The sequence below is a fragment of the Salmonella sp. SA14318 genome (genome assembly GCF_029866905.1).
Classification (GTDB): domain Bacteria; phylum Pseudomonadota; class Gammaproteobacteria; order Enterobacterales; family Enterobacteriaceae; genus Salmonella; species Salmonella enterica.
Genome location: NZ_CP123282.1, coordinates 2,714,950 through 2,737,570, shown reverse-complemented (window position 1 = coordinate 2,737,570; position 22,621 = coordinate 2,714,950). Strand labels below are relative to the sequence as shown.

Annotated in this window: 23 protein-coding genes; 18 read left to right on the top strand and 5 right to left on the bottom strand. The window is 54.7% G+C overall.

The window, feature by feature from the left end:
- Window positions 1-34: 34 nt before the first annotated feature.
- The 4 genes from rimJ to murJ all read left to right on the top strand — a co-directional run bounded on the left by rimJ (window position 35) and on the right by murJ (window position 4,066).
- Entirely contained in the window at window positions 35-619 is a 585-nt protein-coding gene (gene rimJ, locus QEN32_RS13215) for a ribosomal protein S5-alanine N-acetyltransferase (protein WP_000468204.1), read from the top strand.
- 35 nt (window positions 620-654) lie between these two features.
- Window positions 655-1,302, top strand: coding sequence for a YceH family protein (locus tag QEN32_RS13210; protein ID WP_000873047.1), 648 nt, complete (start codon window positions 655-657; stop codon window positions 1,300-1,302).
- A gap of 1 nt (window position 1,303) precedes the next feature.
- Complete coding sequence (locus QEN32_RS13205) at window positions 1,304-2,227, top strand: Gfo/Idh/MocA family oxidoreductase (protein WP_001259728.1); 924 nt, start codon at window positions 1,304-1,306, stop codon at window positions 2,225-2,227.
- A 303-nt stretch (window positions 2,228-2,530) separates the two neighbouring features.
- The gene (murJ, locus tag QEN32_RS13200) at window positions 2,531-4,066 is read left to right on the top strand and encodes a murein biosynthesis integral membrane protein MurJ (protein ID WP_265322167.1); all 1,536 of its coding nucleotides are present in this window, start codon (window positions 2,531-2,533) and stop codon (window positions 4,064-4,066) included.
- A gap of 81 nt (window positions 4,067-4,147) precedes the next feature.
- On the opposite strand, the gene flgN is transcribed toward murJ, so the two are convergent.
- From flgN to flgA, 3 genes are all read right to left on the bottom strand, one after another.
- Complete coding sequence (flgN, locus tag QEN32_RS13195; RefSeq protein ID WP_000197547.1) at window positions 4,148-4,570, bottom strand: flagella biosynthesis chaperone FlgN; 423 nt, start codon at window positions 4,568-4,570, stop codon at window positions 4,148-4,150.
- A gap of 4 nt (window positions 4,571-4,574) precedes the next feature.
- Window positions 4,575-4,868, bottom strand: a complete 294-nt coding sequence (gene flgM / locus QEN32_RS13190; protein ID WP_000020893.1) for a flagellar biosynthesis anti-sigma factor FlgM — start codon at window positions 4,866-4,868, stop codon at window positions 4,575-4,577.
- A gap of 91 nt (window positions 4,869-4,959) precedes the next feature.
- Window positions 4,960-5,619 (bottom strand): flagellar basal body P-ring formation chaperone FlgA, encoded by a 660-nt coding sequence (gene flgA, locus QEN32_RS13185; protein WP_001194076.1) that lies wholly within the window; start codon window positions 5,617-5,619, stop codon window positions 4,960-4,962.
- A gap of 156 nt (window positions 5,620-5,775) precedes the next feature.
- On the opposite strand from flgA, the gene flgB reads away from it, so the two are divergent.
- The 11 genes from flgB to flgL all read left to right on the top strand — a co-directional run bounded on the left by flgB (window position 5,776) and on the right by flgL (window position 15,626).
- On the top strand, window positions 5,776-6,192 hold the full coding sequence (flgB, locus tag QEN32_RS13180; protein ID WP_000887043.1) for a flagellar basal body rod protein FlgB: 417 nt from the start codon (window positions 5,776-5,778) through the stop codon (window positions 6,190-6,192).
- A 3-nt stretch (window positions 6,193-6,195) separates the two neighbouring features.
- Window positions 6,196-6,600 carry a flagellar basal body rod protein FlgC gene (gene flgC, locus QEN32_RS13175; protein ID WP_001196448.1) on the top strand — a complete coding sequence of 135 codons (405 nt, stop codon included), beginning with the start codon at window positions 6,196-6,198 and terminating at the stop codon, window positions 6,598-6,600.
- Window positions 6,601-6,611: 11 nt separating this feature from the next.
- Window positions 6,612-7,310: a flagellar hook assembly protein FlgD gene (flgD, locus tag QEN32_RS13170; RefSeq protein WP_000020450.1), complete on the top strand. Its 699-nt coding sequence runs from the start codon at window positions 6,612-6,614 to the stop codon at window positions 7,308-7,310.
- A gap of 26 nt (window positions 7,311-7,336) precedes the next feature.
- Window positions 7,337-8,548: a flagellar hook protein FlgE gene (gene flgE / locus QEN32_RS13165; RefSeq protein WP_000010567.1), complete on the top strand. Its 1,212-nt coding sequence runs from the start codon at window positions 7,337-7,339 to the stop codon at window positions 8,546-8,548.
- 20 nt (window positions 8,549-8,568) lie between these two features.
- Window positions 8,569-9,324: a flagellar basal body rod protein FlgF gene (locus QEN32_RS13160; RefSeq protein ID WP_265322166.1), complete on the top strand. Its 756-nt coding sequence runs from the start codon at window positions 8,569-8,571 to the stop codon at window positions 9,322-9,324.
- Between the two features lie 13 nt (window positions 9,325-9,337).
- Window positions 9,338-10,120: a flagellar basal-body rod protein FlgG gene (flgG, locus tag QEN32_RS13155; protein WP_000625851.1), complete on the top strand. Its 783-nt coding sequence runs from the start codon at window positions 9,338-9,340 to the stop codon at window positions 10,118-10,120.
- Between the two features lie 54 nt (window positions 10,121-10,174).
- Window positions 10,175-10,873 (top strand): flagellar basal body L-ring protein FlgH, encoded by a 699-nt coding sequence (gene flgH, locus QEN32_RS13150; RefSeq protein ID WP_001174897.1) that lies wholly within the window; start codon window positions 10,175-10,177, stop codon window positions 10,871-10,873.
- 11 nt (window positions 10,874-10,884) lie between these two features.
- Window positions 10,885-11,982, top strand: a complete 1,098-nt coding sequence (locus QEN32_RS13145; RefSeq protein ID WP_001518955.1) for a flagellar basal body P-ring protein FlgI — start codon at window positions 10,885-10,887, stop codon at window positions 11,980-11,982.
- Window positions 11,982-12,932 carry a flagellar assembly peptidoglycan hydrolase FlgJ gene (gene flgJ / locus QEN32_RS13140; RefSeq protein ID WP_000578680.1) on the top strand — a complete coding sequence of 317 codons (951 nt, stop codon included), beginning with the start codon at window positions 11,982-11,984 and terminating at the stop codon, window positions 12,930-12,932. Before QEN32_RS13145 ends, flgJ begins: the two co-directional genes overlap by 1 nt.
- A 64-nt stretch (window positions 12,933-12,996) precedes the next feature.
- Window positions 12,997-14,658, top strand: coding sequence for a flagellar hook-associated protein FlgK (gene flgK, locus QEN32_RS13135; protein WP_265322164.1), 1,662 nt, complete (start codon window positions 12,997-12,999; stop codon window positions 14,656-14,658).
- Window positions 14,659-14,672: 14 nt separating this feature from the next.
- Window positions 14,673-15,626 carry a flagellar hook-associated protein FlgL gene (gene flgL, locus QEN32_RS13130; protein ID WP_001223032.1) on the top strand — a complete coding sequence of 318 codons (954 nt, stop codon included), beginning with the start codon at window positions 14,673-14,675 and terminating at the stop codon, window positions 15,624-15,626.
- Between the two features lie 252 nt (window positions 15,627-15,878).
- Here the strand turns inward: flgL and rne are convergent, their stop codons facing one another.
- The gene (gene rne / locus QEN32_RS13125) at window positions 15,879-19,085 is read right to left on the bottom strand and encodes a ribonuclease E (protein ID WP_265322163.1); all 3,207 of its coding nucleotides are present in this window, start codon (window positions 19,083-19,085) and stop codon (window positions 15,879-15,881) included.
- Between the two features lie 573 nt (window positions 19,086-19,658).
- Between rne and rluC the strand changes: the two genes are divergently transcribed.
- The 3 genes from rluC to QEN32_RS13110 all read left to right on the top strand — a co-directional run bounded on the left by rluC (window position 19,659) and on the right by QEN32_RS13110 (window position 21,944).
- Window positions 19,659-20,618, top strand: a complete 960-nt coding sequence (gene rluC / locus QEN32_RS13120; protein ID WP_000846314.1) for a 23S rRNA pseudouridine(955/2504/2580) synthase RluC — start codon at window positions 19,659-19,661, stop codon at window positions 20,616-20,618.
- Window positions 20,619-20,773: 155 nt separating this feature from the next.
- On the top strand, window positions 20,774-21,517 hold the full coding sequence (locus tag QEN32_RS13115; RefSeq protein ID WP_197394043.1) for a DUF3053 domain-containing protein: 744 nt from the start codon (window positions 20,774-20,776) through the stop codon (window positions 21,515-21,517).
- A gap of 202 nt (window positions 21,518-21,719) precedes the next feature.
- On the top strand, window positions 21,720-21,944 hold the full coding sequence (locus QEN32_RS13110) for a hypothetical protein (protein WP_023228184.1): 225 nt from the start codon (window positions 21,720-21,722) through the stop codon (window positions 21,942-21,944).
- A gap of 71 nt (window positions 21,945-22,015) precedes the next feature.
- On the opposite strand, the gene QEN32_RS13105 is transcribed toward QEN32_RS13110, so the two are convergent.
- Entirely contained in the window at window positions 22,016-22,600 is a 585-nt protein-coding gene (locus tag QEN32_RS13105; RefSeq protein WP_001137605.1) for a nucleoside triphosphate pyrophosphatase, read from the bottom strand.
- Window positions 22,601-22,621 lie beyond the last annotated feature (21 nt).

Below are 22,621 nucleotides of genomic sequence, written 5' to 3'. Positions count from 1 at the left end.
TGCTGAAGACGTTACAGGAAGGAGTAGGTATAGAATGTTTGGCTATCGTAGTAACGTGCCAAAAGTGCGCTTAACCACCGATCGTCTGGTGGTACGTTTAGTGCATGAGCGTGATGCCTGGCGTCTGGCCGATTATTACGCGGAAAATCGTCATTTTTTAAAACCCTGGGAACCGGTCCGTGATGAAAGTCATTGTTATCCTTCAGGATGGCAGGCGCGTCTGGGAATGATCGGTGAATTTCACAAACAGGGCTCCGCCTTCTATTTCGCGCTACTTGATCCGGAAGAAAAAGAAATTATCGGCGTGGCGAATTTTTCCAATGTGGTGCGCGGTTCTTTTCATGCCTGTTATCTGGGCTATTCCATTGCGCAGAAGTGGCAGGGGCAAGGGCTGATGTTTGAAGCCTTAACCGCTGCGATTCGCTATATGCAGCGCACTCAGCATATCCACCGTATCATGGCGAACTATATGCCGCACAACAAACGTAGCGGCGCGTTGCTGGCGCGGCTTGGCTTTGAAAAAGAAGGCTATGCGAAAGATTACCTGTTGATTGATGGACAATGGCGCGACCATGTCCTGACGGCGTTAACCACGCCGTTATGGACGCCGGGGCGTTGAGCGGCTTACGGAATGAGAGGCAAAGGGAGAAAACGATGAAATATGAATTAACCGCCACTGAAGCGCGAGTGATTGGCTGTCTGCTGGAAAAGCAGGTGACAACGCCGGAACAGTATCCGCTTTCCGTCAACGGGGTGGTGACAGCCTGTAATCAGAAAACCAACCGTGAACCGGTGATGAACCTGACGGAACAAGAGGTACAAGAACAGCTCGATAACCTGGTGAAACGCCACTTTTTGCGTACGGTCAGCGGGTTTGGCAATCGCGTCACCAAATATGAACAGCGTTTCTGTAATTCCGAATTTGGCGATCTGAAACTTAGCGCGGCGGAAGTGGCGCTCGTCACTACGCTGCTGCTGCGCGGCGCGCAAACGCCCGGCGAGTTGCGTAGCCGGGCGTCGCGGATGCATGAATTCAGCGATATGGCGGAAGTTGAATCCACGCTGGAACGGCTTGCCAGTCGTGAGGACGGCCCATATGTCGTCCGTCTGGCGCGTGAACCGGGTAAGCGCGAAAGCCGTTATATGCACCTTTTTTGCGGCGACGTCGATGAACTGTCTCTCCAGACGTCTGCGCCGGAAAGTGCGTCGGGCGATCTTCAGTCGCGCGTCGAAGCTCTGGAAAGCGAAGTGGCGGAGTTAAAGCAGCGGCTGGATTCTTTGTTAGCTCACCTGGGAGAGTAATGTGAGAACATTACGGATTGGCATTGTCGGGTTAGGGGGTATTGCGCAGAAGGCCTGGCTGCCGGTATTAACCAACACCGCCGGATGGACGTTACAGGGCGCCTGGTCTCCTTCGCGGGATAAAGCCTTACGTATCTGCGAAAGCTGGCGCATACCGTATGTGGATTCGCTGGCGAATTTAGCGTCCGGCTGCGATGCGGTCTTCGTCCACTCCAGTACCGCAAGCCATTATGCCGTGGTCAGCGAACTTCTCAATGCCGGCGTCCATGTCTGCGTGGATAAACCGCTGGCGGAAAATCTACGTGATGCTGAACGGCTGGTGGCGCTGGCGGCGCAAAAAAAATTGACGCTGATGGTTGGCTTTAATCGCCGTTTCGCGCCGCTGTACCGCGAACTGAAGACGCGCCTCGGCACTGCGGCGTCACTGCGTATGGATAAACATCGTACCGATAGCGTCGGGCCGCACGACTTACGTTTTACTTTGCTCGATGACTATCTGCATGTCGTGGATACCGCTCTGTGGCTGGCGGGCGGCGAGGCGCGCCTTGCCAGCGGCACGTTGCTCACCAGCGAGTCCGGCGAAATGTGCTATGCGGAACATCATTTTTCCGCCGACAAACTACAAATTACCACCAGTATGCACCGGCGCGCCGGAAGTCAGCGTGAATCGGTCCAGGCCGTCACCGATGGCGGGCTGTATGACGTGACGGATATGCGTGAATGGCGCGAAGAGCGCGGGCAGGGTATTCTCATCAAACCCATTCCGGGTTGGCAAACGACGCTTGAGCAGCGTGGTTTTGTCGGATGCGCGCGGCATTTCATTGACTGCGTACAAAATCAGACGGTTCCGGAAACGGCGGGGGAGCAGGCGATTTTGGCCCAGCGCGTCGTGGAGGCGCTGTGGCGGGACGCCATCAGCGAATAACCCTCTGTAACATCTGGCGGTAGTAATTCATCGTAATCCAGGTACTATACCCTCAATAATTCGAGTTGCAGAAAAGCTAACGCACATGCAGCTCGAAGTATGGCGGGTATATATGCCCACTCTACATAATACCTCTTTTCACAGTGAATAATGGCAAACCGTGGGGAGTCTGTAAGGCCTGATAAGACGTTTTAACGTCGCCGTCAGGCGCGGTGATACAGCCGGATACGGCAGAAGTTGCGTTATCCGGTCGATGGATCAGCCATGCAGGAGTTTTACGCCAGGGTCTGGAATACAAAAGAAATGAATTTATTGAAATCGCTGGCTGCCGTCAGCTCGATGACTATGTTTTCACGCGTGTTGGGCTTTGCCCGTGATGCGATTGTCGCCAGAATTTTTGGCGCAGGGATGGCGACCGACGCCTTTTTTGTGGCGTTTAAACTCCCCAATCTACTACGCCGGATCTTTGCCGAAGGCGCTTTTTCTCAGGCCTTTGTGCCTATCCTGGCGGAATATAAGAGCAAGCAGGGTGAAGAAGCGACGCGGATCTTTGTCGCTTACGTTTCCGGCCTGTTGACGCTGGCATTGGCCGTCGTGACGGTGGCCGGTATGCTGGCCGCCCCGTGGGTGATTATGGTAACCGCGCCGGGGTTTGCCGATACTGCGGATAAATTCGCGCTGACGACGCAACTGCTGCGGATTACGTTTCCCTATATTCTGCTGATCTCGCTGGCTTCACTGGTTGGCGCCATTCTCAACACCTGGAATCGCTTCTCTATTCCCGCTTTTGCGCCGACATTTCTTAATGTCAGCATGATCGGTTTTGCATTATTCGCCGCGCCATACTTTAATCCGCCGGTGCTGGCGTTAGCCTGGGCAGTCACCGTCGGCGGCGTGCTGCAACTGGTGTATCAACTTCCGTATTTGAAAAAGATCGGTATGCTGGTGCTGCCGCGCATTAACTTTCGCGACACCGGGGCGATGCGGGTGGTCAAACAGATGGGGCCGGCGATTTTGGGCGTTTCCGTCAGTCAGATCTCCCTTATCATCAATACCATTTTCGCCTCGTTTCTGGCCTCTGGCTCGGTTTCATGGATGTACTATGCCGATCGGTTGATGGAGTTCCCGTCCGGCGTGCTGGGCGTGGCGTTGGGGACCATCCTGTTGCCGTCATTGTCGAAAAGCTTTGCCAGCGGCAATCATGATGAGTACTGCCGCCTGATGGACTGGGGGCTGCGTTTGTGCTTTTTACTGGCGTTGCCGAGCGCGGTAGCGTTAGGCATTCTGGCGAAGCCGCTGACGGTCTCGCTGTTTCAGTACGGTAAATTCACCGCCTTTGATGCGGCAATGACGCAGCGGGCGTTAATCGCCTATTCGGTGGGGCTGATTGGCTTGATCGTCGTAAAAGTGTTGGCCCCGGGCTTCTATTCTCGCCAGGATATTAAAACGCCGGTGAAAATCGCCATCGTGACGTTAATCATGACGCAGTTAATGAACCTGGCGTTTATTGGACCGCTGAAACACGCCGGGCTGTCGCTCTCTATTGGTTTGGCGGCATGTCTCAATGCGTCGCTGCTGTACTGGCAACTGCGCAAACAGAATATCTTTACGCCACAACCGGGCTGGATGTGGTTCCTGATGCGTCTGATCATTTCCGTACTGGTGATGGCTGCCGTATTGTTCGGCGTGTTGCATATTATGCCGGAGTGGTCGCAAGGGTCGATGTTATGGCGTTTGCTACGTTTGATGGCGGTAGTGATCGCGGGTATCGCGGCCTATTTCGCCGCGCTTGCCGTGCTGGGCTTTAAAGTGAAAGAGTTTGTTCGCCGGACGGCGTAAATTCAGTGCCTGATAGCGCTGGGCTATCAGGCCTACAAGGCATTCAGGCCGGAAAGGCGCAACGTCGCCATCCGGCAATGATTAGATAGAAATTTTTTTACCGCCGCGGTGAGAGACGGAAGTCTGACCGTCAGCCCCGTACAAGGTCGGCTCCTGGTGAGGTTTCAGCACCTCCAGCGCCTGTTGATTACGCTCGATTTGCCCTTCCAGCAGCCAGCCGTTGTGCTGGTTGAGGTCGCGAAGATGCTGCGTTTTTTCGGTAATCGCCTGCCAGCGCTCTGCAATGTCATCGTTTGCGCTACGCTGCGCGTTCTGCTCCAGACGGCGCTGTTGTTCCAGATAATCCAGCGTCGCCAGCAACGAGCTTTTTTCTTCTGTAATACGCTGTAGCTGGCTGCCGTTAATCTGGCCTACGGAAAGCTGTTGTTGCTCGGCGTCCATCACCGTCTTCAGGTCATTCAGGACGGTGGTCATCTGGTCAAGTATTTCTGACAAACGAGTCATACGCTTATTTACTCTGTAAGTAGCTCTGCGCCTCGCGAATGAGCGAGTCTGCTATTTTTCCCGTATCCATTTTTAACTCACCGTTACGGATAGCCGTTTTTAATGCTTCGACGCGTTCCATATTAATGTCGCTGACGCCTGGCTGCATGAGCTTCGCTTGCGCGTCGCTTAACGTTACGCTGGCGCTCGTCGCGGCGGACGTTTTTTCCTGACGCGTTTTTTGTACCGGCGTGTCGCTGGTTTCGCGCGTCTGGACAGTGCTAACGGGTTTCAAAGGTGAGGTACGGTCAATGCTCATTTATTTATCCTCATCGAGGGTTACGTTGTAGCGGCCAGCTACCATCATGGTTGAATATCTCATCGGCAGCCGCGACAAAATCTTTACACAATTATAGGTTAATAAGAATATTCCCATCAGAATCGACGGTTCCACTCACGATTTGACCCGATGTCATGCGTACGCGCGCATTTTGCGCGACGGCGGCATTATTCATCGCCTGACCTTCCGCATTGACGCTAAACCCCTCGCCATTGGCGATGACCTGTACTCGTTGCCCCGCTTTGACGCGCCAGGCCTGACGTATCATCGTAAGCTGTACCGGCTGCCCGGGAGCGAGATCGCGCAAACTGACGGCATCCTGAATCTGACGGATATCCAGTACCGTCCTCGGCGGTAACTGATCCAGCCTGCCACGTTTTAGCGTGACGTTGGCCGGCGTCAATTTTCCGCCGCGCGCGACGGGCGCGGCAACGGCGACATAATTGCCGGTCGCTTGCACATTCACCTGCAAATAACGTTTTTCATTGGCGCAGCGCGCCACCACATTGACGTTGCCCCACAGCTTCGCGCTGCCCGTCATGCTGAAGGCTGGCTGCTCGCAGCTCGGCAGCAGATTGGGCGGTGAACGGAGCGTGACAACCACCTCGTCGCTGAAGCCAGCCAGACGCTGGGAAAACCACGTGGTCAGCTGGGCGTTGATGTCCTGCGCCATTGTCAGGGGGCTGAACAGCAAAGCCGCCACGGCGAATCCTCGTTTTAACGTTTGCATGGTACTTCCCCCTGGTTGATGTCATGACAGGATTCTACCCGTGTGAAGCAAGCATCAACGCAATAAATAGCGACGCATTTTGCGTTTATTCCGGCGATAACGCGCGCGTGAAGGCATTTAAGCTGTCGGCTGAATTTTGCCATTTGCGGAGGAGATATGCTCGACAGGCTCGATGCCGCCTTACGATTTCAGCAGGAAGCGCTAAATCTGCGCGCGCAACGTCAGGAAATATTAGCGGCGAATATCGCCAATGCCGATACGCCGGGGTATCAGGCGCGCGATATTGATTTTGCCAGTGAGTTAAAAAAGGTGATGGTGCGTGGACGGGAAGAAACCGGCGGCGTCGCGTTAACGTTGACTTCCTCTCACCATATTCCCGCCCAGGCGGTCTCTTCTCCCGCAGTGGATCTGCTTTATCGCGTACCCGATCAGCCTTCTTTGGATGGTAACACCGTAGATATGGACAGGGAACGTACGCAGTTTGCGGATAACAGTCTCAAATATCAGATGGGGCTTACCGTTCTGGGTAGCCAACTCAAAGGCATGATGAATGTGCTACAGGGAGGAAACTAATTCGTGGCGCTGTTAAACATTTTTGATATTGCCGGATCGGCGCTTGCCGCGCAGTCCAAGCGGTTGAACGTTGCGGCCAGTAACCTGGCGAATGCGGATAGCGTCACCGGCCCGGACGGACAGCCTTATCGCGCCAAACAGGTGGTTTTTCAGGTGGACGCCGCGCCGGGTCAAGCCACTGGCGGGGTAAAGGTCGCCAGCGTGATTGAAAGTCAGGCACCGGAAAAGCTGGTTTATGAGCCAGGCAATCCGCTGGCGGACGCTAATGGTTACGTCAAAATGCCCAACGTCGATGTGGTCGGCGAAATGGTTAACACGATGTCAGCCTCGCGCAGCTATCAGGCAAATATCGAAGTCCTGAATACCGTAAAAAGCATGATGCTTAAAACGCTGACATTAGGCCAGTAAAGGAGGCGCGTATGTCTATTGCCGTAAATATGAATGACCCGACCAACACGGGCGTCAAAACGACGACCGGCAGCGGGTCGATGACCGGAAGCAACGCTGCCGATCTGCAAAGCAGTTTCCTGACCTTACTGGTCGCGCAATTGAAGAACCAGGACCCGACTAACCCATTACAAAATAATGAGTTAACGACGCAGTTGGCGCAAATCAGTACCGTGAGCGGCATTGAAAAACTGAATACGACGCTGGGGGCTATTTCCGGGCAAATTGATAATAGTCAGTCCCTACAGGCGACCACGCTGATTGGACATGGCGTTATGGTGCCTGGCACCACAATTCTGGCGGGTAAAGGCGCGGAAGAAGGGGCCGTGACGTCCACGACGCCGTTTGGCGTGGAATTGCAACAGCCTGCGGACAAAGTGACGGCAACCATTACCGATAAAGATGGCCGGGTGGTACGGACACTGGAGATCGGTGAGTTGCGAGCCGGGGTACACACCTTTACCTGGGATGGTAAGCAAACGGACGGAACAACGGTACCGAATGGTTCTTACAACATTGCGATTACCGCCAGCAATGGCGGAACGCAACTGGTGGCGCAGCCGCTGCAATTCGCTCTGGTACAGGGCGTGACGAAGGGCAGTAACGGCAACCTGTTGGATCTGGGTACCTACGGCACCACCACACTCGACGAAGTTCGGCAAATAATCTAAGCCCTTACACTTATCAGGAGTCAGTCATGTCTTTTTCTCAAGCGGTTAGCGGCCTGAACGCTGCGGCCACCAACCTTGATGTTATCGGTAATAACATCGCCAACTCCGCCACCTATGGCTTTAAGTCCGGTACGGCATCATTTGCCGATATGTTCGCCGGTTCCAAAGTGGGGCTGGGCGTAAAAGTGGCGGGGATTACCCAGGATTTTACCGACGGTACGACAACGAACACCGGGCGCGGGCTGGATGTCGCGATTAGCCAGAACGGTTTTTTCCGCCTGGTAGACAGCAACGGTTCCGTGTTCTATAGCCGCAACGGCCAGTTCAAACTGGACGAGAACCGTAACCTGGTCAATATGCAGGGGATGCAGTTGACCGGCTATCCGGCCACCGGTACGCCGCCGACCATTCAGCAGGGGGCGAATCCTGCACCGATCACCATTCCGAACACGCTGATGGCGGCGAAATCGACCACCACCGCGTCAATGCAGATCAACCTGAACTCAACGGACCCTGTACCGTCTAAAACGCCCTTTAGCGTGAGTGATGCGGATTCGTATAACAAAAAAGGCACCGTCACCGTTTATGACAGCCAGGGTAATGCCCATGACATGAACGTCTATTTTGTGAAAACCAAAGATAATGAATGGGCTGTGTACACCCATGACAGCAGCGATCCTGCAGCCACTGCGCCAACAACGGCGTCCACTACGCTGAAATTCAATGAAAACGGGATTCTGGAGTCTGGCGGTACGGTGAACATCACCACCGGTACGATTAATGGCGCGACAGCGGCCACCTTCTCCCTCAGCTTCCTTAACTCCATGCAGCAGAACACCGGGGCTAACAACATCGTCGCCACCAATCAAAACGGCTATAAGCCGGGCGACCTGGTGAGCTACCAGATTAACAACGACGGCACCGTAGTTGGCAACTACTCCAACGAGCAGGAGCAGGTGCTGGGGCAGATAGTGCTGGCTAACTTCGCCAACAACGAAGGTCTGGCATCCCAGGGCGATAACGTCTGGGCGGCGACGCAGGCTTCCGGGGTAGCGCTGCTGGGGACTGCCGGTTCCGGCAACTTCGGTAAGCTGACGAACGGCGCGCTGGAAGCCTCTAACGTGGATTTGAGTAAAGAGCTGGTGAATATGATCGTCGCGCAGCGTAACTACCAGTCGAATGCGCAGACCATCAAAACTCAGGACCAGATCCTCAATACGCTGGTTAACCTGCGCTAAGCGCCTGACGGGATAGCTTAATGGATCACGCAATTTATACCGCTATGGGGGCGGCCAGCCAGACGCTTAACCAGCAGGCGGTAACGGCCAGCAACCTGGCTAATACCTCAACGCCGGGCTTTCGCGCGCAGCTTAACGCGTTACGCGCGGTGCCTGTTGATGGCCTCTCTTTAGCAACGCGCACGCTGGTTACGGCGTCGACGCCTGGGGCGGATATGACCCCGGGTCAGTTGGACTACACCTCCCGTCCGCTGGATGTTGCGTTGCAGCAGGACGGCTGGCTGGTGGTGCAAGCGGCGGATGGCGCTGAAGGATATACCCGTAACGGGAATATCCAGGTGGGTCCGACCGGGCAGTTAACCATTCAGGGACATCCGGTTATCGGCGAAGGCGGCCCGATTACCGTTCCTGAAGGGTCGGAAATCACCATTGCGGCAGACGGCACGATCTCCGCGCTCAATCCCGGCGACCCGCCAAACACGGTGGCGCCCGTTGGGCGACTGAAGCTGGTCAAAGCGGAAGGCAATGAGGTGCAGCGGAGCGATGACGGTTTATTCCGCCTTACCGCCGAGGCACAGGCTGAACGCGGGGCGGTACTGGCCGCCGACCCGTCAATTCGCATTATGTCGGGCGTGCTGGAGGGCAGTAACGTCAAGCCGGTTGAAGCCATGACCGACATGATCGCCAACGCACGTCGTTTTGAAATGCAGATGAAGGTTATCACCAGCGTAGATGAGAACGAAGGGCGAGCTAACCAACTGCTGTCGATGAGTTAATACAGGACATTTTATGATCAGTTCATTATGGATCGCCAAAACCGGTCTGGACGCGCAGCAAACCAATATGGATGTGATTGCCAATAACCTGGCAAACGTCAGCACCAATGGTTTTAAGCGTCAGCGCGCGGTATTTGAAGATCTGTTGTATCAGACCATCCGCCAGCCGGGCGCGCAGTCGTCCGAGCAGACGACGCTGCCTTCAGGGCTGCAAATCGGTACCGGCGTGCGTCCGGTCGCCACGGAGCGTCTGCACAGTCAGGGGAACCTGTCGCAGACTAACAACAGTAAAGATGTGGCGATTAAAGGGCAGGGCTTTTTCCAGGTCATGCTGCCGGACGGTACGTCTGCCTATACCCGCGACGGCTCTTTCCAGGTGGATCAGAATGGTCAACTGGTGACGGCGGGCGGTTTTCAGGTGCAGCCGGCAATCACCATTCCGGCCAACGCGTTAAGCATCACGATTGGCCGCGACGGCGTGGTCAGCGTGACCCAGCAGGGGCAGGCCGCGCCGGTTCAGGTCGGGCAGCTTAACCTGACCACCTTTATGAACGACACCGGGCTGGAAAGCATCGGCGAGAACCTCTATATCGAAACGCAATCGTCCGGCGCGCCGAACGAAAGCACGCCGGGGCTCAACGGCGCGGGGTTGTTGTATCAAGGGTATGTCGAAACGTCGAACGTTAACGTGGCGGAAGAGCTGGTGAACATGATTCAGGTTCAACGCGCCTATGAAATTAACAGTAAAGCAGTATCGACGACCGATCAGATGCTGCAGAAACTGACGCAACTCTAAGGGGCCGCCGGTGGGGGATACGCCACCGGCTCCCTGATTTTGAAGATGAAGGTAATGCAAAAATACGCGCTTCACGCTTACCCAGTTATGGCCCTGATGGTCGCGACGCTGACAGGATGCGCCTGGATACCCGCTAAACCGCTCGTGCAGGGGGCGACCACGGCGCAGCCGATACCTGGCCCGGTACCGGTGGCGAATGGCTCCATATTTCAGTCTGCGCAGCCGATTAATTATGGCTATCAGCCGCTTTTTGAAGATCGTCGACCGCGTAATATCGGCGATACGCTCACGATTGTGTTACAGGAAAATGTCAGCGCCAGTAAAAGCTCGTCGGCAAATGCCAGCCGCGACGGCAAAACCAGCTTTGGTTTTGATACGGTACCGCGTTATCTGCAGGGATTATTCGGTAATTCCCGCGCGGATATGGAGGCCTCCGGCGGCAACTCTTTTAACGGTAAAGGCGGCGCGAATGCCAGCAATACCTTTAGCGGCACGCTGACCGTGACCGTCGATCAGGTTCTGGCCAATGGCAATTTACACGTCGTGGGGGAAAAACAGATCGCGATTAATCAGGGAACGGAATTCATCCGCTTCTCCGGCGTGGTAAATCCACGCACCATCAGCGGCAGCAACTCTGTTCCCTCGACACAGGTGGCGGATGCGCGGATTGAATATGTCGGGAACGGCTATATTAACGAAGCGCAAAATATGGGCTGGCTGCAACGTTTCTTCCTTAATTTGTCGCCGATGTAAGCGAGGTGTATGTGTTTAAAGCTCTTGCAGGAATCGTTCTGGCACTGGTTGCCACTCTGGCGCACGCCGAGCGTATCCGGGATCTGACCAGTGTCCAGGGAGTACGGGAAAACTCGCTGATCGGCTACGGGCTGGTGGTCGGGCTGGACGGTACGGGCGACCAGACGACCCAGACGCCATTTACCACCCAGACGCTGAATAACATGCTGTCACAACTGGGGATTACGGTCCCCACCGGCACCAACATGCAGTTGAAAAACGTGGCGGCGGTGATGGTGACGGCGTCGTATCCGCCTTTTGCGCGACAGGGACAAACGATCGATGTCGTCGTTTCCTCAATGGGGAACGCTAAAAGTCTGCGTGGCGGGACGTTATTAATGACGCCGTTAAAAGGGGTGGACAGCCAGGTGTATGCTCTGGCGCAGGGCAATATTCTGGTCGGCGGCGCGGGCGCTTCCGCAGGCGGCAGTAGCGTGCAGGTTAACCAGCTTAATGGCGGGCGCATCACTAATGGCGCGATTATCGAACGCGAGTTGCCGACTCAGTTCGGCGCTGGCAACACCATTAATCTGCAATTGAACGACGAAGATTTTACGATGGCGCAGCAAATTACCGACGCCATCAACCGCGCCCGCGGTTACGGCAGCGCCACTGCGCTTGATGCGCGAACGGTACAGGTACGCGTGCCCAGCGGCAACAGCTCGCAGGTGCGTTTTCTGGCGGACATTCAAAATATGGAAGTCAACGTGACGCCGCAGGATGCAAAAGTCGTGATCAACTCGCGTACCGGTTCGGTGGTCATGAATCGGGAAGTCACGCTGGATAGCTGCGCTGTGGCGCAGGGCAATTTGTCAGTGACAGTCAATCGCCAGCTCAACGTCAACCAGCCGAATACGCCATTTGGCGGCGGGCAGACCGTGGTGACGCCACAGACTCAAATAGATTTGCGTCAGAGCGGCGGATCGCTACAGAGCGTGCGTTCCAGCGCCAATCTGAACAGCGTAGTGCGTGCGCTGAATGCGCTTGGCGCGACGCCGATGGACCTGATGTCGATTTTGCAGTCCATGCAGAGCGCGGGCTGTCTACGCGCCAAACTGGAAATCATCTGATGATCGGAGACGGTAAATTGCTGGCCAGCGCGGCCTGGGATGCGCAATCTCTGAACGAACTGAAAGCGAAAGCGGGCCAGGACCCGGCGGCGAATATCCGTCCTGTGGCCCGTCAGGTGGAAGGGATGTTTGTGCAGATGATGCTGAAAAGTATGCGCGAGGCTTTACCCAAAGATGGTTTATTCAGCAGCGATCAGACGCGTCTGTATACCAGCATGTATGACCAGCAGATCGCCCAGCAGATGACCGCCGGTAAGGGATTGGGGCTGGCGGATATGATGGTTAAACAGATGACGGGCGGGCAGACGATGCCTGCAGATGATGCGCCGCAAGTACCGCTTAAATTCTCCCTGGAAACGGTAAACAGCTATCAAAATCAGGCGCTGACCCAACTGGTGCGCAAAGCCATACCGAAAACGCCGGACAGCAGCGATGCGCCGCTCTCCGGCGACAGTAAAGACTTTCTGGCCCGGCTTTCGCTCCCGGCGAGGCTGGCCAGCGAACAAAGCGGGGTGCCGCATCATCTGATTCTGGCGCAGGCGGCGCTGGAGTCCGGCTGGGGGCAACGGCAAATCCTGCGGGAGAATGGCGAACCCAGCTATAACGTATTTGGCGTGAAAGCGACCGCCAGTTGGAAAGGGCCGGTGACGGAAATCACCACCACTGAATACGAAAATGGCGAAGCGAAAAAAGTGAAAGCGAAATTCCGCGTCTATAACTCGTATCTGGAGGCGTTATCGGATTATGTCGCGCTGTTAACGCGTAACCCACGCTACGCTGCCGTGACCACTGCCGCCACGGCAGAGCAAGGCGCAGTGGCCCTGCAAAACGCCGGATACGCCACTGACCCGAATTACGCGCGTAAATTGACCAGCATGATTCAGCAGTTGAAAGCGATGAGTGAAAAGGTCAGCAAAACCTACAGCGCGAATCTCGACAATCTCTTTTAAATTGCTCAAGTCCACGTAGTCGCTGCCGATAACAACGAGTATTGAAGGATTAAAAGGAACCATCATGTCCAGCTTGATTAATCACGCCATGAGCGGACTTAACGCCGCGCAGGCCGCGTTAAATACGGTCAGTAATAACATCAACAATTATAACGTTGCGGGTTATACCCGGCAGACAACTATTCTGGCGCAGGCAAACAGTACGTTAGGGGCTGGCGGCTGGATAGGTAATGGCGTTTACGTTTCAGGCGTACAGCGCGAATATGATGCGTTTATCACTAATCAGCTACGCGGCGCGCAAAACCAGAGCAGCGGCTTGGCCACGCGCTATGAACAGATGTCGAAAATCGACAACCTGCTGGCCGATAAATCCAGCTCACTGTCTGGTTCGTTGCAGAGTTTTTTTACCAGCCTGCAAACGTTAGTCAGTAATGCGGAAGATCCTGCGGCGCGTCAGGCGCTGATTGGTAAAGCGGAAGGGCTGGTAAACCAGTTCAAAACCACCGATCAGTATCTGCGCGATCAGGATAAACAGGTCAATATCGCGATTGGCTCCAGCGTGGCGCAAATCAACAATTACGCGAAGCAGATAGCGAACCTGAACGATCAAATCTCCCGTATGACGGGCGTAGGCGCGGGCGCATCGCCGAACGACCTGCTCGATCAGCGTGATCAGTTGGTCAGCGAGCTTAACAAGATCGTTGGCGTCGAGGTGAGTGTACAGGACGGCGGCACCTATAACCTGACGATGGCCAATGGCTATACGCTGGTGCAGGGGTCGACGGCGCGTCAGTTGGCGGCGGTTCCCTCCAGCGCCGACCCGACGCGAACGACTGTCGCTTATGTCGATGAGGCCGCCGGTAACATCGAAATTCCGGAAAAGTTGCTGAACACCGGTTCGCTCGGCGGGTTACTGACGTTCCGTTCTCAGGATCTGGATCAGACTCGTAATACGCTGGGCCAGTTGGCGTTGGCGTTTGCCGATGCGTTTAACGCGCAGCATACCAAAGGTTATGACGCCGACGGCAATAAAGGGAAAGACTTCTTTAGCATTGGCTCGCCGGTGGTATATAGCAACAGTAATAATGCCGATAAAACGGTATCGCTAACCGCTAAGGTGGTCGACAGCACGAAGGTTCAGGCGACGGATTATAAGATTGTTTTTGACGGTACAGACTGGCAGGTTACTCGCACTGCGGATAACACCACTTTCACGGCGACAAAAGATGCTGACGGAAAACTGGAGATTGACGGTCTGAAAGTGACGGTAGGAACCGGCGCACAGAAAAACGACAGTTTTCTTCTCAAGCCGGTCAGCAATGCTATCGTCGACATGAACGTTAAAGTGACGAATGAAGCCGAGATTGCGATGGCGTCTGAGTCAAAACTCGATCCTGATGTGGATACCGGCGACAGCGATAACCGCAATGGTCAGGCATTGCTGGACTTACAAAACAGCAATGTAGTGGGCGGCAACAAAACTTTTAACGATGCTTACGCCACGTTGGTCAGCGATGTGGGTAACAAAACGTCAACGCTGAAAACCAGCAGCACCACGCAAGCGAATGTGGTTAAACAGCTTTATAAACAGCAACAGTCGGTTTCCGGCGTTAACCTCGACGAAGAGTACGGCAATTTGCAGCGTTATCAGCAGTATTATCTGGCGAATGCGCAAGTATTGCAGACCGCGAATGCGCTGTTTGATGCGTTACTGAATATTCGCTAAAGGAGAAGGATGACATGCGTATCAGTACCCAGATGATGTACGAACAAAATATGAGCGGCATCACTAATTCTCAGGCCGAATGGATGAAGCTGGGCGAGCAGATGTCTACCGGTAAGCGCGTTACCAACCCATCTGACGATCCGATCGCCGCGTCGCAGGCGGTAGTACTCTCTCAGGCGCAGGCGCAGAATAGCCAGTACGCCCTGGCGCGTACGTTTGCCACCCAAAAAGTGTCGCTGGAAGAAAGCGTACTCAGTCAGGTGACGACGGCGATTCAAACCGCGCAGGAAAAAATCGTCTATGCCGGAAACGGCACGTTAAGCGACGATGACCGCGCGTCGCTGGCGACGGATTTACAGGGGATCCGCGATCAGCTGATGAACCTGGCAAACAGCACTGACGGCAATGGTCGCTATATCTTTGCCGGGTATAAAACGGAAGCGGCGCCATTCGACCAGGCGACAGGTGGTTATCATGGCGGCGAGAAAAGTGTTACCCAGCAGGTGGATTCCGCACGCACGATGGTAATTGGCCATACGGGAGCGCAAATTTTTAATAGCATCACCAGCAATGCGGTGCCGGAACCGGATGGCTCGGACTCCGAAAAGAATCTGTTTGTCATGCTCGATACGGCAATTGCCGCACTCAAGACCCCGGTGGAAGGCAATGACGTGGAAAAAGAAAAGGCCGCTGCCGCCATTGATAAAACCAATCGCGGCTTAAAAAATTCGCTTAATAACGTCCTGACCGTTCGTGCGGAACTGGGAACGCAACTGAGTGAACTCAGTACGCTGGATTCACTGGGAAGCGACCGTGCGCTGGGACAGAAACTGCAGATGAGCAACCTGGTAGATGTGGACTGGAACTCGGTCATTTCCTCCTACGTCATGCAACAGGCGGCATTACAGGCGTCCTATAAAACGTTTACCGACATGCAGGGAATGTCGCTTTTCCAGTTGAACCGGTAACACCTCTTTTTGAAACATATCACGAAACTGGATATGTTTTGTCTGCCCGCGCCATCCACCCCGGCGCGGGCATTTTTTTAGTCGTCATTGAGTGGTCATATTGTCGCGCCCGTAGCGACGCCATCCGTACGTATTATCCCGCCCGATCTCATAAACGCCTGGAGTGACTAAAAGGCGCCATGGGGTGAGGCATCGCCCTGTAAGGGGCATAAAAAAGCCGACCTGGCGGTCGGCTTTGTATCAGCATTTACATCATTCTACCGGCTGTGGGCGTGTCGCCGGGGCGCTGGCGTGACGTGTGGCGCTGTGTCCGCCTGCTGCGCCTTTACCTTCAAAGTGGAAGGAAGGGCGCTGCCAGTCGCTATGGTGCGGGGTTTCCGGCACATATTCCGGCGCTGGCGCACGCGTCATCGGCGCGCTGGCGTGATTATGATCGTCGTCAACGCAGACAACGTCCTGCGGCTTTTCCACCACCTGGGCCGGTGCGATAACGGTTTCTTCTGCCGTGTGCTCCACAACAGCCGCTTCCGCTTTTGTCTCTTCTTCTGGCTCGACAACGACAACATCAGCTACGTTTTCAGCCACCGTAATGGACGCGTCGGCGGTTTCTGCTACCGGTTCGGCGTCAGCAATAACCTCTTGCGCTTCCGGCGTATCGCTTTCGGCAATCAGTTGCGGCTGTTCATCAACCGGCGCGGCAATCACTTCCGGATGCGTTGTCTCGACCTCGACGACTTCCGGCGCCTGTGGTTCGGCGACGGTCTGCGGCTCAACGGCAACGTTTTCTACCGCCTGTACCGACGCTTGTGGTTCTAACGCTACGGTCGCAGCGATAACCTGCGGTTCAGCGACAACCGGTTGTGGCAGCGCCAGATCTGCTTCACGCTGCTCTTCAACAACCTGCGTTTCCTGAGGACGGACAATCGGGTAGCGGATCCAGACTTTACCGGACGCCATTTCCGGCGACGCGCAGGCGACGGTTAACGGCATTGGCGATTGTGTCGGGTAGCGCTCGTCACGATAGCGACGGCGACGCTGACCGCTTACGCGCAGGTGGCGCGGAGAACGGCGGGAGCGACGCGGCATACCGGTATTATCGCGAGGTTCTACGCTATCATCCTGCTCCGGCGCGATATCGGCAACGACAGGTAAATCAACTTTCGCCAGCTCGGTACGCGGCGCTGGAACGGGCTGTTCAACGTTTTCAACCGGGCGTGGTTCGTCGACGACGACCGGCGTGTCAACCGTTTCAACCACTGCGCTGTTGGTAAAGCGGACTTTCTGATTAAGCTGACGCTGCTTGCGGCGCGGCTGAACCTGCTGAACGCGTTCTTCCTGCTCGGTCTCCTGGACAGGTTGTTCTTCGCGGTTAAGCGCTTTTACTTCCTGCTGCGCCTGACGCTTGTCATCATTGCGGCGGCGGCTGCGTTCGCGACGCGGAGTCTGTTGCTGCTCATCGCCGGTTTTCACTTTTTCCGCCGTTTCCTGCTGGCGGGTATCGCGCGTTTCCGCATTTTGCTGCTGCGCCTGGCGACGGTTACGACGATTATCGTCGCGGCTCTCGCCGCCGTCACGTCCGGCACGGTTATCACGGGTGTCGCGGCGTTCGTTACGATCGCGACGGTTGTTCTGCCGTGGCTTGCGACGATCCTGCTGACGCTCCGCTTTTTCTTCCGCTTTCGGCGCGGCTGTTTCGACGGCTTTCGTTTCTTCACCGCTGAACAGTTGTTTCAGCGCGTTAAGGAAGCGGCTAAACAGACCCGGCTGGGCAGGCTGCGCGGCGGCAACATTATCCTTTTTCGCCGTGGCGACGCTAACCGCCGGTTCGACAGGCGTCGGCGCCGGAGGCACATCTGGCATAGCGAATGTCGCCAGCGCAGGCTGTTCCGGGCGTTTACGCTCGGCGTACTCTTCTTCAGAAGGCAGCGCCATCGCTTCTTCGTGCAGCTTCGGCAGCATGTAGCTCAGGGTCGGCGTTTCTTCCCCTTTGCGTACACGCAGCACGGAATAGTGCGGCGTTTCCATCTGATCGTTCGGGACGATGACACAGCGGACGCCATCCTGACGCGTCTCAATAGCGTTAACTGCCGTCCGTTTTTCGTTAAGCAGATAAGAGGCGATCGGCACCGGAACAATGGCATGGACTTCCTGCGTATTCTCTTTCAGCGCTTCTTCTTCAATCAGGCGCAGAATGGACAGCGACAGAGATTCGTTATCGCGCACGGTGCCGGTACCGCTACAGCGCGGACACACGTGATGGCTGGATTCGCCCAGCGACGGGCTCAGGCGCTGACGAGACATTTCGAGCAGGCCGAAGCGGGAAATATGGCTAATCTGAATACGCGCCCGGTCCTGACGTACCGCTTCACGCAGACGGTTTTCTACCGCGCGCTGGTGACGTACCGGCGTCATATCGATAAAGTCGATAACGATCAGGCCGCCCAGGTCGCGCAGACGCAGCTGGCGGGCAATCTCATCGGCTGCTTCCAGGTTGGTATTAAACGCCGTTTCTTCGATATCGCCGCCGCGAGTCGCGCGGGCGGAGTTGATATCGATGGCGGTTAACGCTTCGGTGCTGTCAATGACGATGGAGCCGCCGGAGGGCAGGCGCACTTCACGCTGGAACGCAGACTCGATCTGCGATTCGATCTGGTAATGGCTGAACAACGGGATTTCACCGGTGTACAGCTTAATTTTGCTGCTAAAATCCGGGCGACCCAACGCGGCGATATGCTGACGCGCCATTTCCATCACTTTGGGATTGTCGATCAGGATTTCACCGATATCCTGACGCAGATAGTCGCGAAACGCGCGTACGATGACGTTGCTTTCCTGATGGATCAGGAACGGCGCGGGACGGCTTTCAGCGGCTTTCTGAATGGCTTCCCAGTGTTTCAGGCGGAAGCTTAAATCCCACTGCAACGCTTCGGCGGATTTACCCACGCCAGCGGTACGCACGATAAGCCCCATCCCTTCAGGAAGTTCCAGACTGGCCAACGCTTCTTTTAACTCGGTACGATCGTCGCCTTCAATGCGACGGGAAATACCACCCGCGCGCGGGTTATTCGGCATCAGCACCAGGTAGCTGCCCGCCAGACTGATAAAGGTGGTTAACGCCGCGCCTTTGTTGCCGCGCTCTTCTTTATCGATTTGAACAATGACTTCCTGGCCTTCGCGTAACACGTCTTTAATGTTCGGGCGACCATGAGCGCTGTAGTTAGCGGGGAAATATTCGCGGGCAATTTCTTTTAACGGGAGGAAACCGTGGCGTTCTGCGCCGTAATCAACAAAAGCCGCTTCCAGGCTCGGTTCAATACGGGTAATTTTGCCTTTATAGATGTTCGCTTTTTTCTGCTCGTGTCCGGGGCTTTCTATATCCAGATCGTACAGACGCTGCCCATCTACAAGGGCGACGCGCAACTCTTCCTGCTGAGTCGCGTTGATTAACATTCTTTTCATCGTAACTTACTCATTATTCTTACGTTGACGACTAAGCTGCGGGCATGGTGACGCCTTACCGGGCATGAACCGATGGCCTCGTGACTATTTCGCGTCGCCAACCTCACGGTTATCGTCAGCTCAAAGAGGCGCAGAGTGTCGGTTGCCTGTATTTCATACGGAAACACAGCGCAATTATCAGGGAAGCAGCCTGGGCATTACTCTCCAGAGAAGATCCTATCTACCGGTAAGGACTGCAACCCGCAGCCCGCTAACTGTCTGAAAAATCAATACGTCTTACGCCATTGCTGCGTTGATGATCGGTCAGACAAAATGGGTTATTCCGCTAAACTTTTTGTTTTAACAAGTTTCGGTGCGGAAACCGCATCATTATTCCACTGCTAACCTTGTTATAGCAAGATGACTTTTACCATTTATCACCCGCTTACTCACAGTTTTTTCACCAGCGTGAGCCAATCGCTTTAATAACCAGCAAAACCGCAGTGAAAAATGTTCATCCACTGGCGTAGACGTCTCTATAAGCATAGAAAAATGTGTGGCGCGAATCTCACAGGCTATTTAGAATCGCCCCCCATGAAAACAGAAACGCCATCCGTAAAAATTGTTGCCATCGCCGCTGACGAAGCGGGGCAACGCATTGATAACTTTTTGCGCACCCAGCTGAAAGGGGTACCAAAAAGTATGATTTATCGCATCTTGCGTAAAGGCGAGGTGCGGGTGAACAAAAAACGCATTAAACCGGAATACAAACTGGAAGCGGGCGATGAAGTCCGCATTCCGCCGGTTCGCGTTGCTGAACGCGAAGAAGAGGCCGTGTCGCCGCATTTGCAAAAAGTGGCGGCGTTGGCGGACGTCATTTTGTATGAAGACGACCATATTCTGGTGCTGAATAAGCCTTCTGGCACCGCCGTACACGGCGGGAGCGGGTTAAGTTTTGGCGTCATCGAAGGGCTGCGGGCGTTGCGTCCGGAAGCGCGATTCCTGGAACTGGTGCATCGTCTTGACCGCGATACCTCCGGCGTGCTGTTGGTGGCGAAAAAACGCTCCGCGCTGCGTTCGCTGCATGAGCAACTGCGCGAAAAGGGAATGCAGAAAGATTATCTGGCGCTGGTGCGCGGCCAGTGGCAATCACACGTTAAAACCGTACAGGCGCCATTATTAAAGAACATTCTGCAAAGCGGCGAACGCATTGTTCGCGTGAGCCAGGAAGGCAAACCGTCAGAAACGCGCTTCAAGGTGGAAGAGCGCTATGCCTTCGCCACGCTGGTGCGCTGTAGCCCGGTAACGGGCCGTACGCATCAGATTCGCGTACATACCCAATATGCCGGTCACCCTATTGCGTTCGACGATCGCTACGGCGACCGTGAGTTTGATCAACAGCTTACCGAAGCGGGAACCGGTCTTAAACGTCTCTTTCTGCACGCCGCGGCGCTGAAGTTCACGCATCCGGGAACGGGCGACGTCATGCGCATTGAAGCGCCAATGGATAACGCCCTGAAGCGCTGTCTGCAGGTGCTGCGTAACGCAAAATAGTTCCTCTTTCGGGCAGGTTATCTGCCCGAATCTCACTTTTCTCATAATATTTTTGTTTTGCTGTATCCGACGCATTTTTACCGTTGTGTACTGTTTATTCTTGCGATCCGGATTTCGGCGCGTTTAAGGACGAACAGATGGCCAACACTAGCTGGATGCGCTCATTTACTCAGCGTTGGGGAAAATACGTTATCGTGCCGCTCGTGATCGCGATGTTGGCCGGTTGCGAAGGAAAGGGCGATAGTTCACGACGGGCTTTCGTTGAGTATTTGAATACGCAAATCATTACGTCTCCCGTGGTGGGCATCTGTGAGTTGACGCCAGCCCAACGTCAGGCTTTTGGTCATTACGCCGATGACTACGATGTACTATTAGCTGCCTACGGGCAAATCTTTGCTGTGGTGTATGAGACCGGCCAGGAGGATAAGATCACCGGTGTTATCCAGTCTGAGCGTGATAATCTGGTTTTCCTGAACGAGCTACGTGTGGCTCGTGACGTAAACAATCGATTTATCCTTCGGTTGAAAAATGTGAGTAGTGAAAACAGAAAAAAATATTCTGCTTTAAAGCTCCCCTCTGATGTGAAGCCTGTCTTTGACGCTGCGTGGAATAAAACCGTAACACCGCTGGATGAGACGATGACTCGCTATTATTTTCTGCGCGGAAAGCGGCTCGACCAACTGGTCGCAATGGGCGAGTTTCTGCAAAAACAGGGAAATAAAGTCCGCTTTGAAACGAATGGAAAAGCGGTTTTTGCCGACCTGGCAGCAAAAGAACACTTTCAGGATCAACAATTTAATTTTTTCATTACGCAGAATGATATAAACCATCTTACTCAGCAGATGGTTGAATTTATACATAGTCAACAAGATGCGGCTGATGCTGGCGGCGTTAATTAAAGGAATGTGTCGTGAGGTGAAGCAATGTTAGGGGGGCGTAAACTCATCGCGAGATGGAATTTAACGAGTCGCAAAGGGAAGGTTTCAGGACAGTAAACGTCCTGAGAGTTGTTCGCGAGAATAAGTTCGTAAGCCGCTTTTGACGCCGTAGAGCGCGTCAGGCGAGTATTGAGAACATGTGTTTTTACAAAACTGAACTGAGATGGGGAATTCATTAACGCGCGCGTACACCGCTGTTGAAACCCTATGGGATAAAACGCACCGTACATCGGTTCGTAATGCCAATGCTTTTTTTCTGATCGGTGAATGGATTGACCAGGAAACGGGCCCGCACGAAGAGAGTGAAGATCGGCAGGCGCTAAATTGTTCACAACAAGCGCTTTCCAGTTGGTTAGAACTGGAAGCGGTCGAAACTGCTCCCCAATAAACGGGAGATAACTACCAACACGTGCAGAAACGGCTTTTAGGGGTATTTGAAAAGCCTACAGAGTAGGCCGTTTACTGCTGTAGCGGGTTGAAGCCCTCCCGTCGCAGCATCTGGCACAGGGCAATAAGCGGCAAGCCGATCAGCGTGTTCGGATCGCGGCCCTCTAAGCGCTCAAATAATGCAATGCCTAAACCTTCGCTTTTAAAACTTCCCGCGCAGTGCAGCGGATGCTCTTTACGGACATAGTCGTCTATTTCCGCTTCGCTTAAATGGCGAAAATGAACGTCAAAAGGCTCCACTTCGGTTTGTAAGTGCCCGGAGGCGGAGTTATACAGTGCCAGTCCGGTATAAAACGTCACAATATTTCCGCTGGCTTTGGCTAATTGCTGACGCGCTTTTTCTTCCGTCAGCGGTTTGCCGGTGATTTCGCCGTCCAGAACACAAATTTGGTCGGAGCCAATAATCAAATGATTCGGGAAACGCGCGGCGAGCGATTGCGCCTTCGCCTGCGCCAGCCGCAGCACCAACTGACGCGGCGCTTCGCCCGGCATGGGGGTTTCATCAACATCCGGCGCGGCGCATTCGAAAGGAATCGTCAGCTTTTCCAGCAGCGCGCGACGCCAGGGAGAGGTAGACGCAAGGATGAGACGGGGCATATTTTTTCCCTCAGATATAGC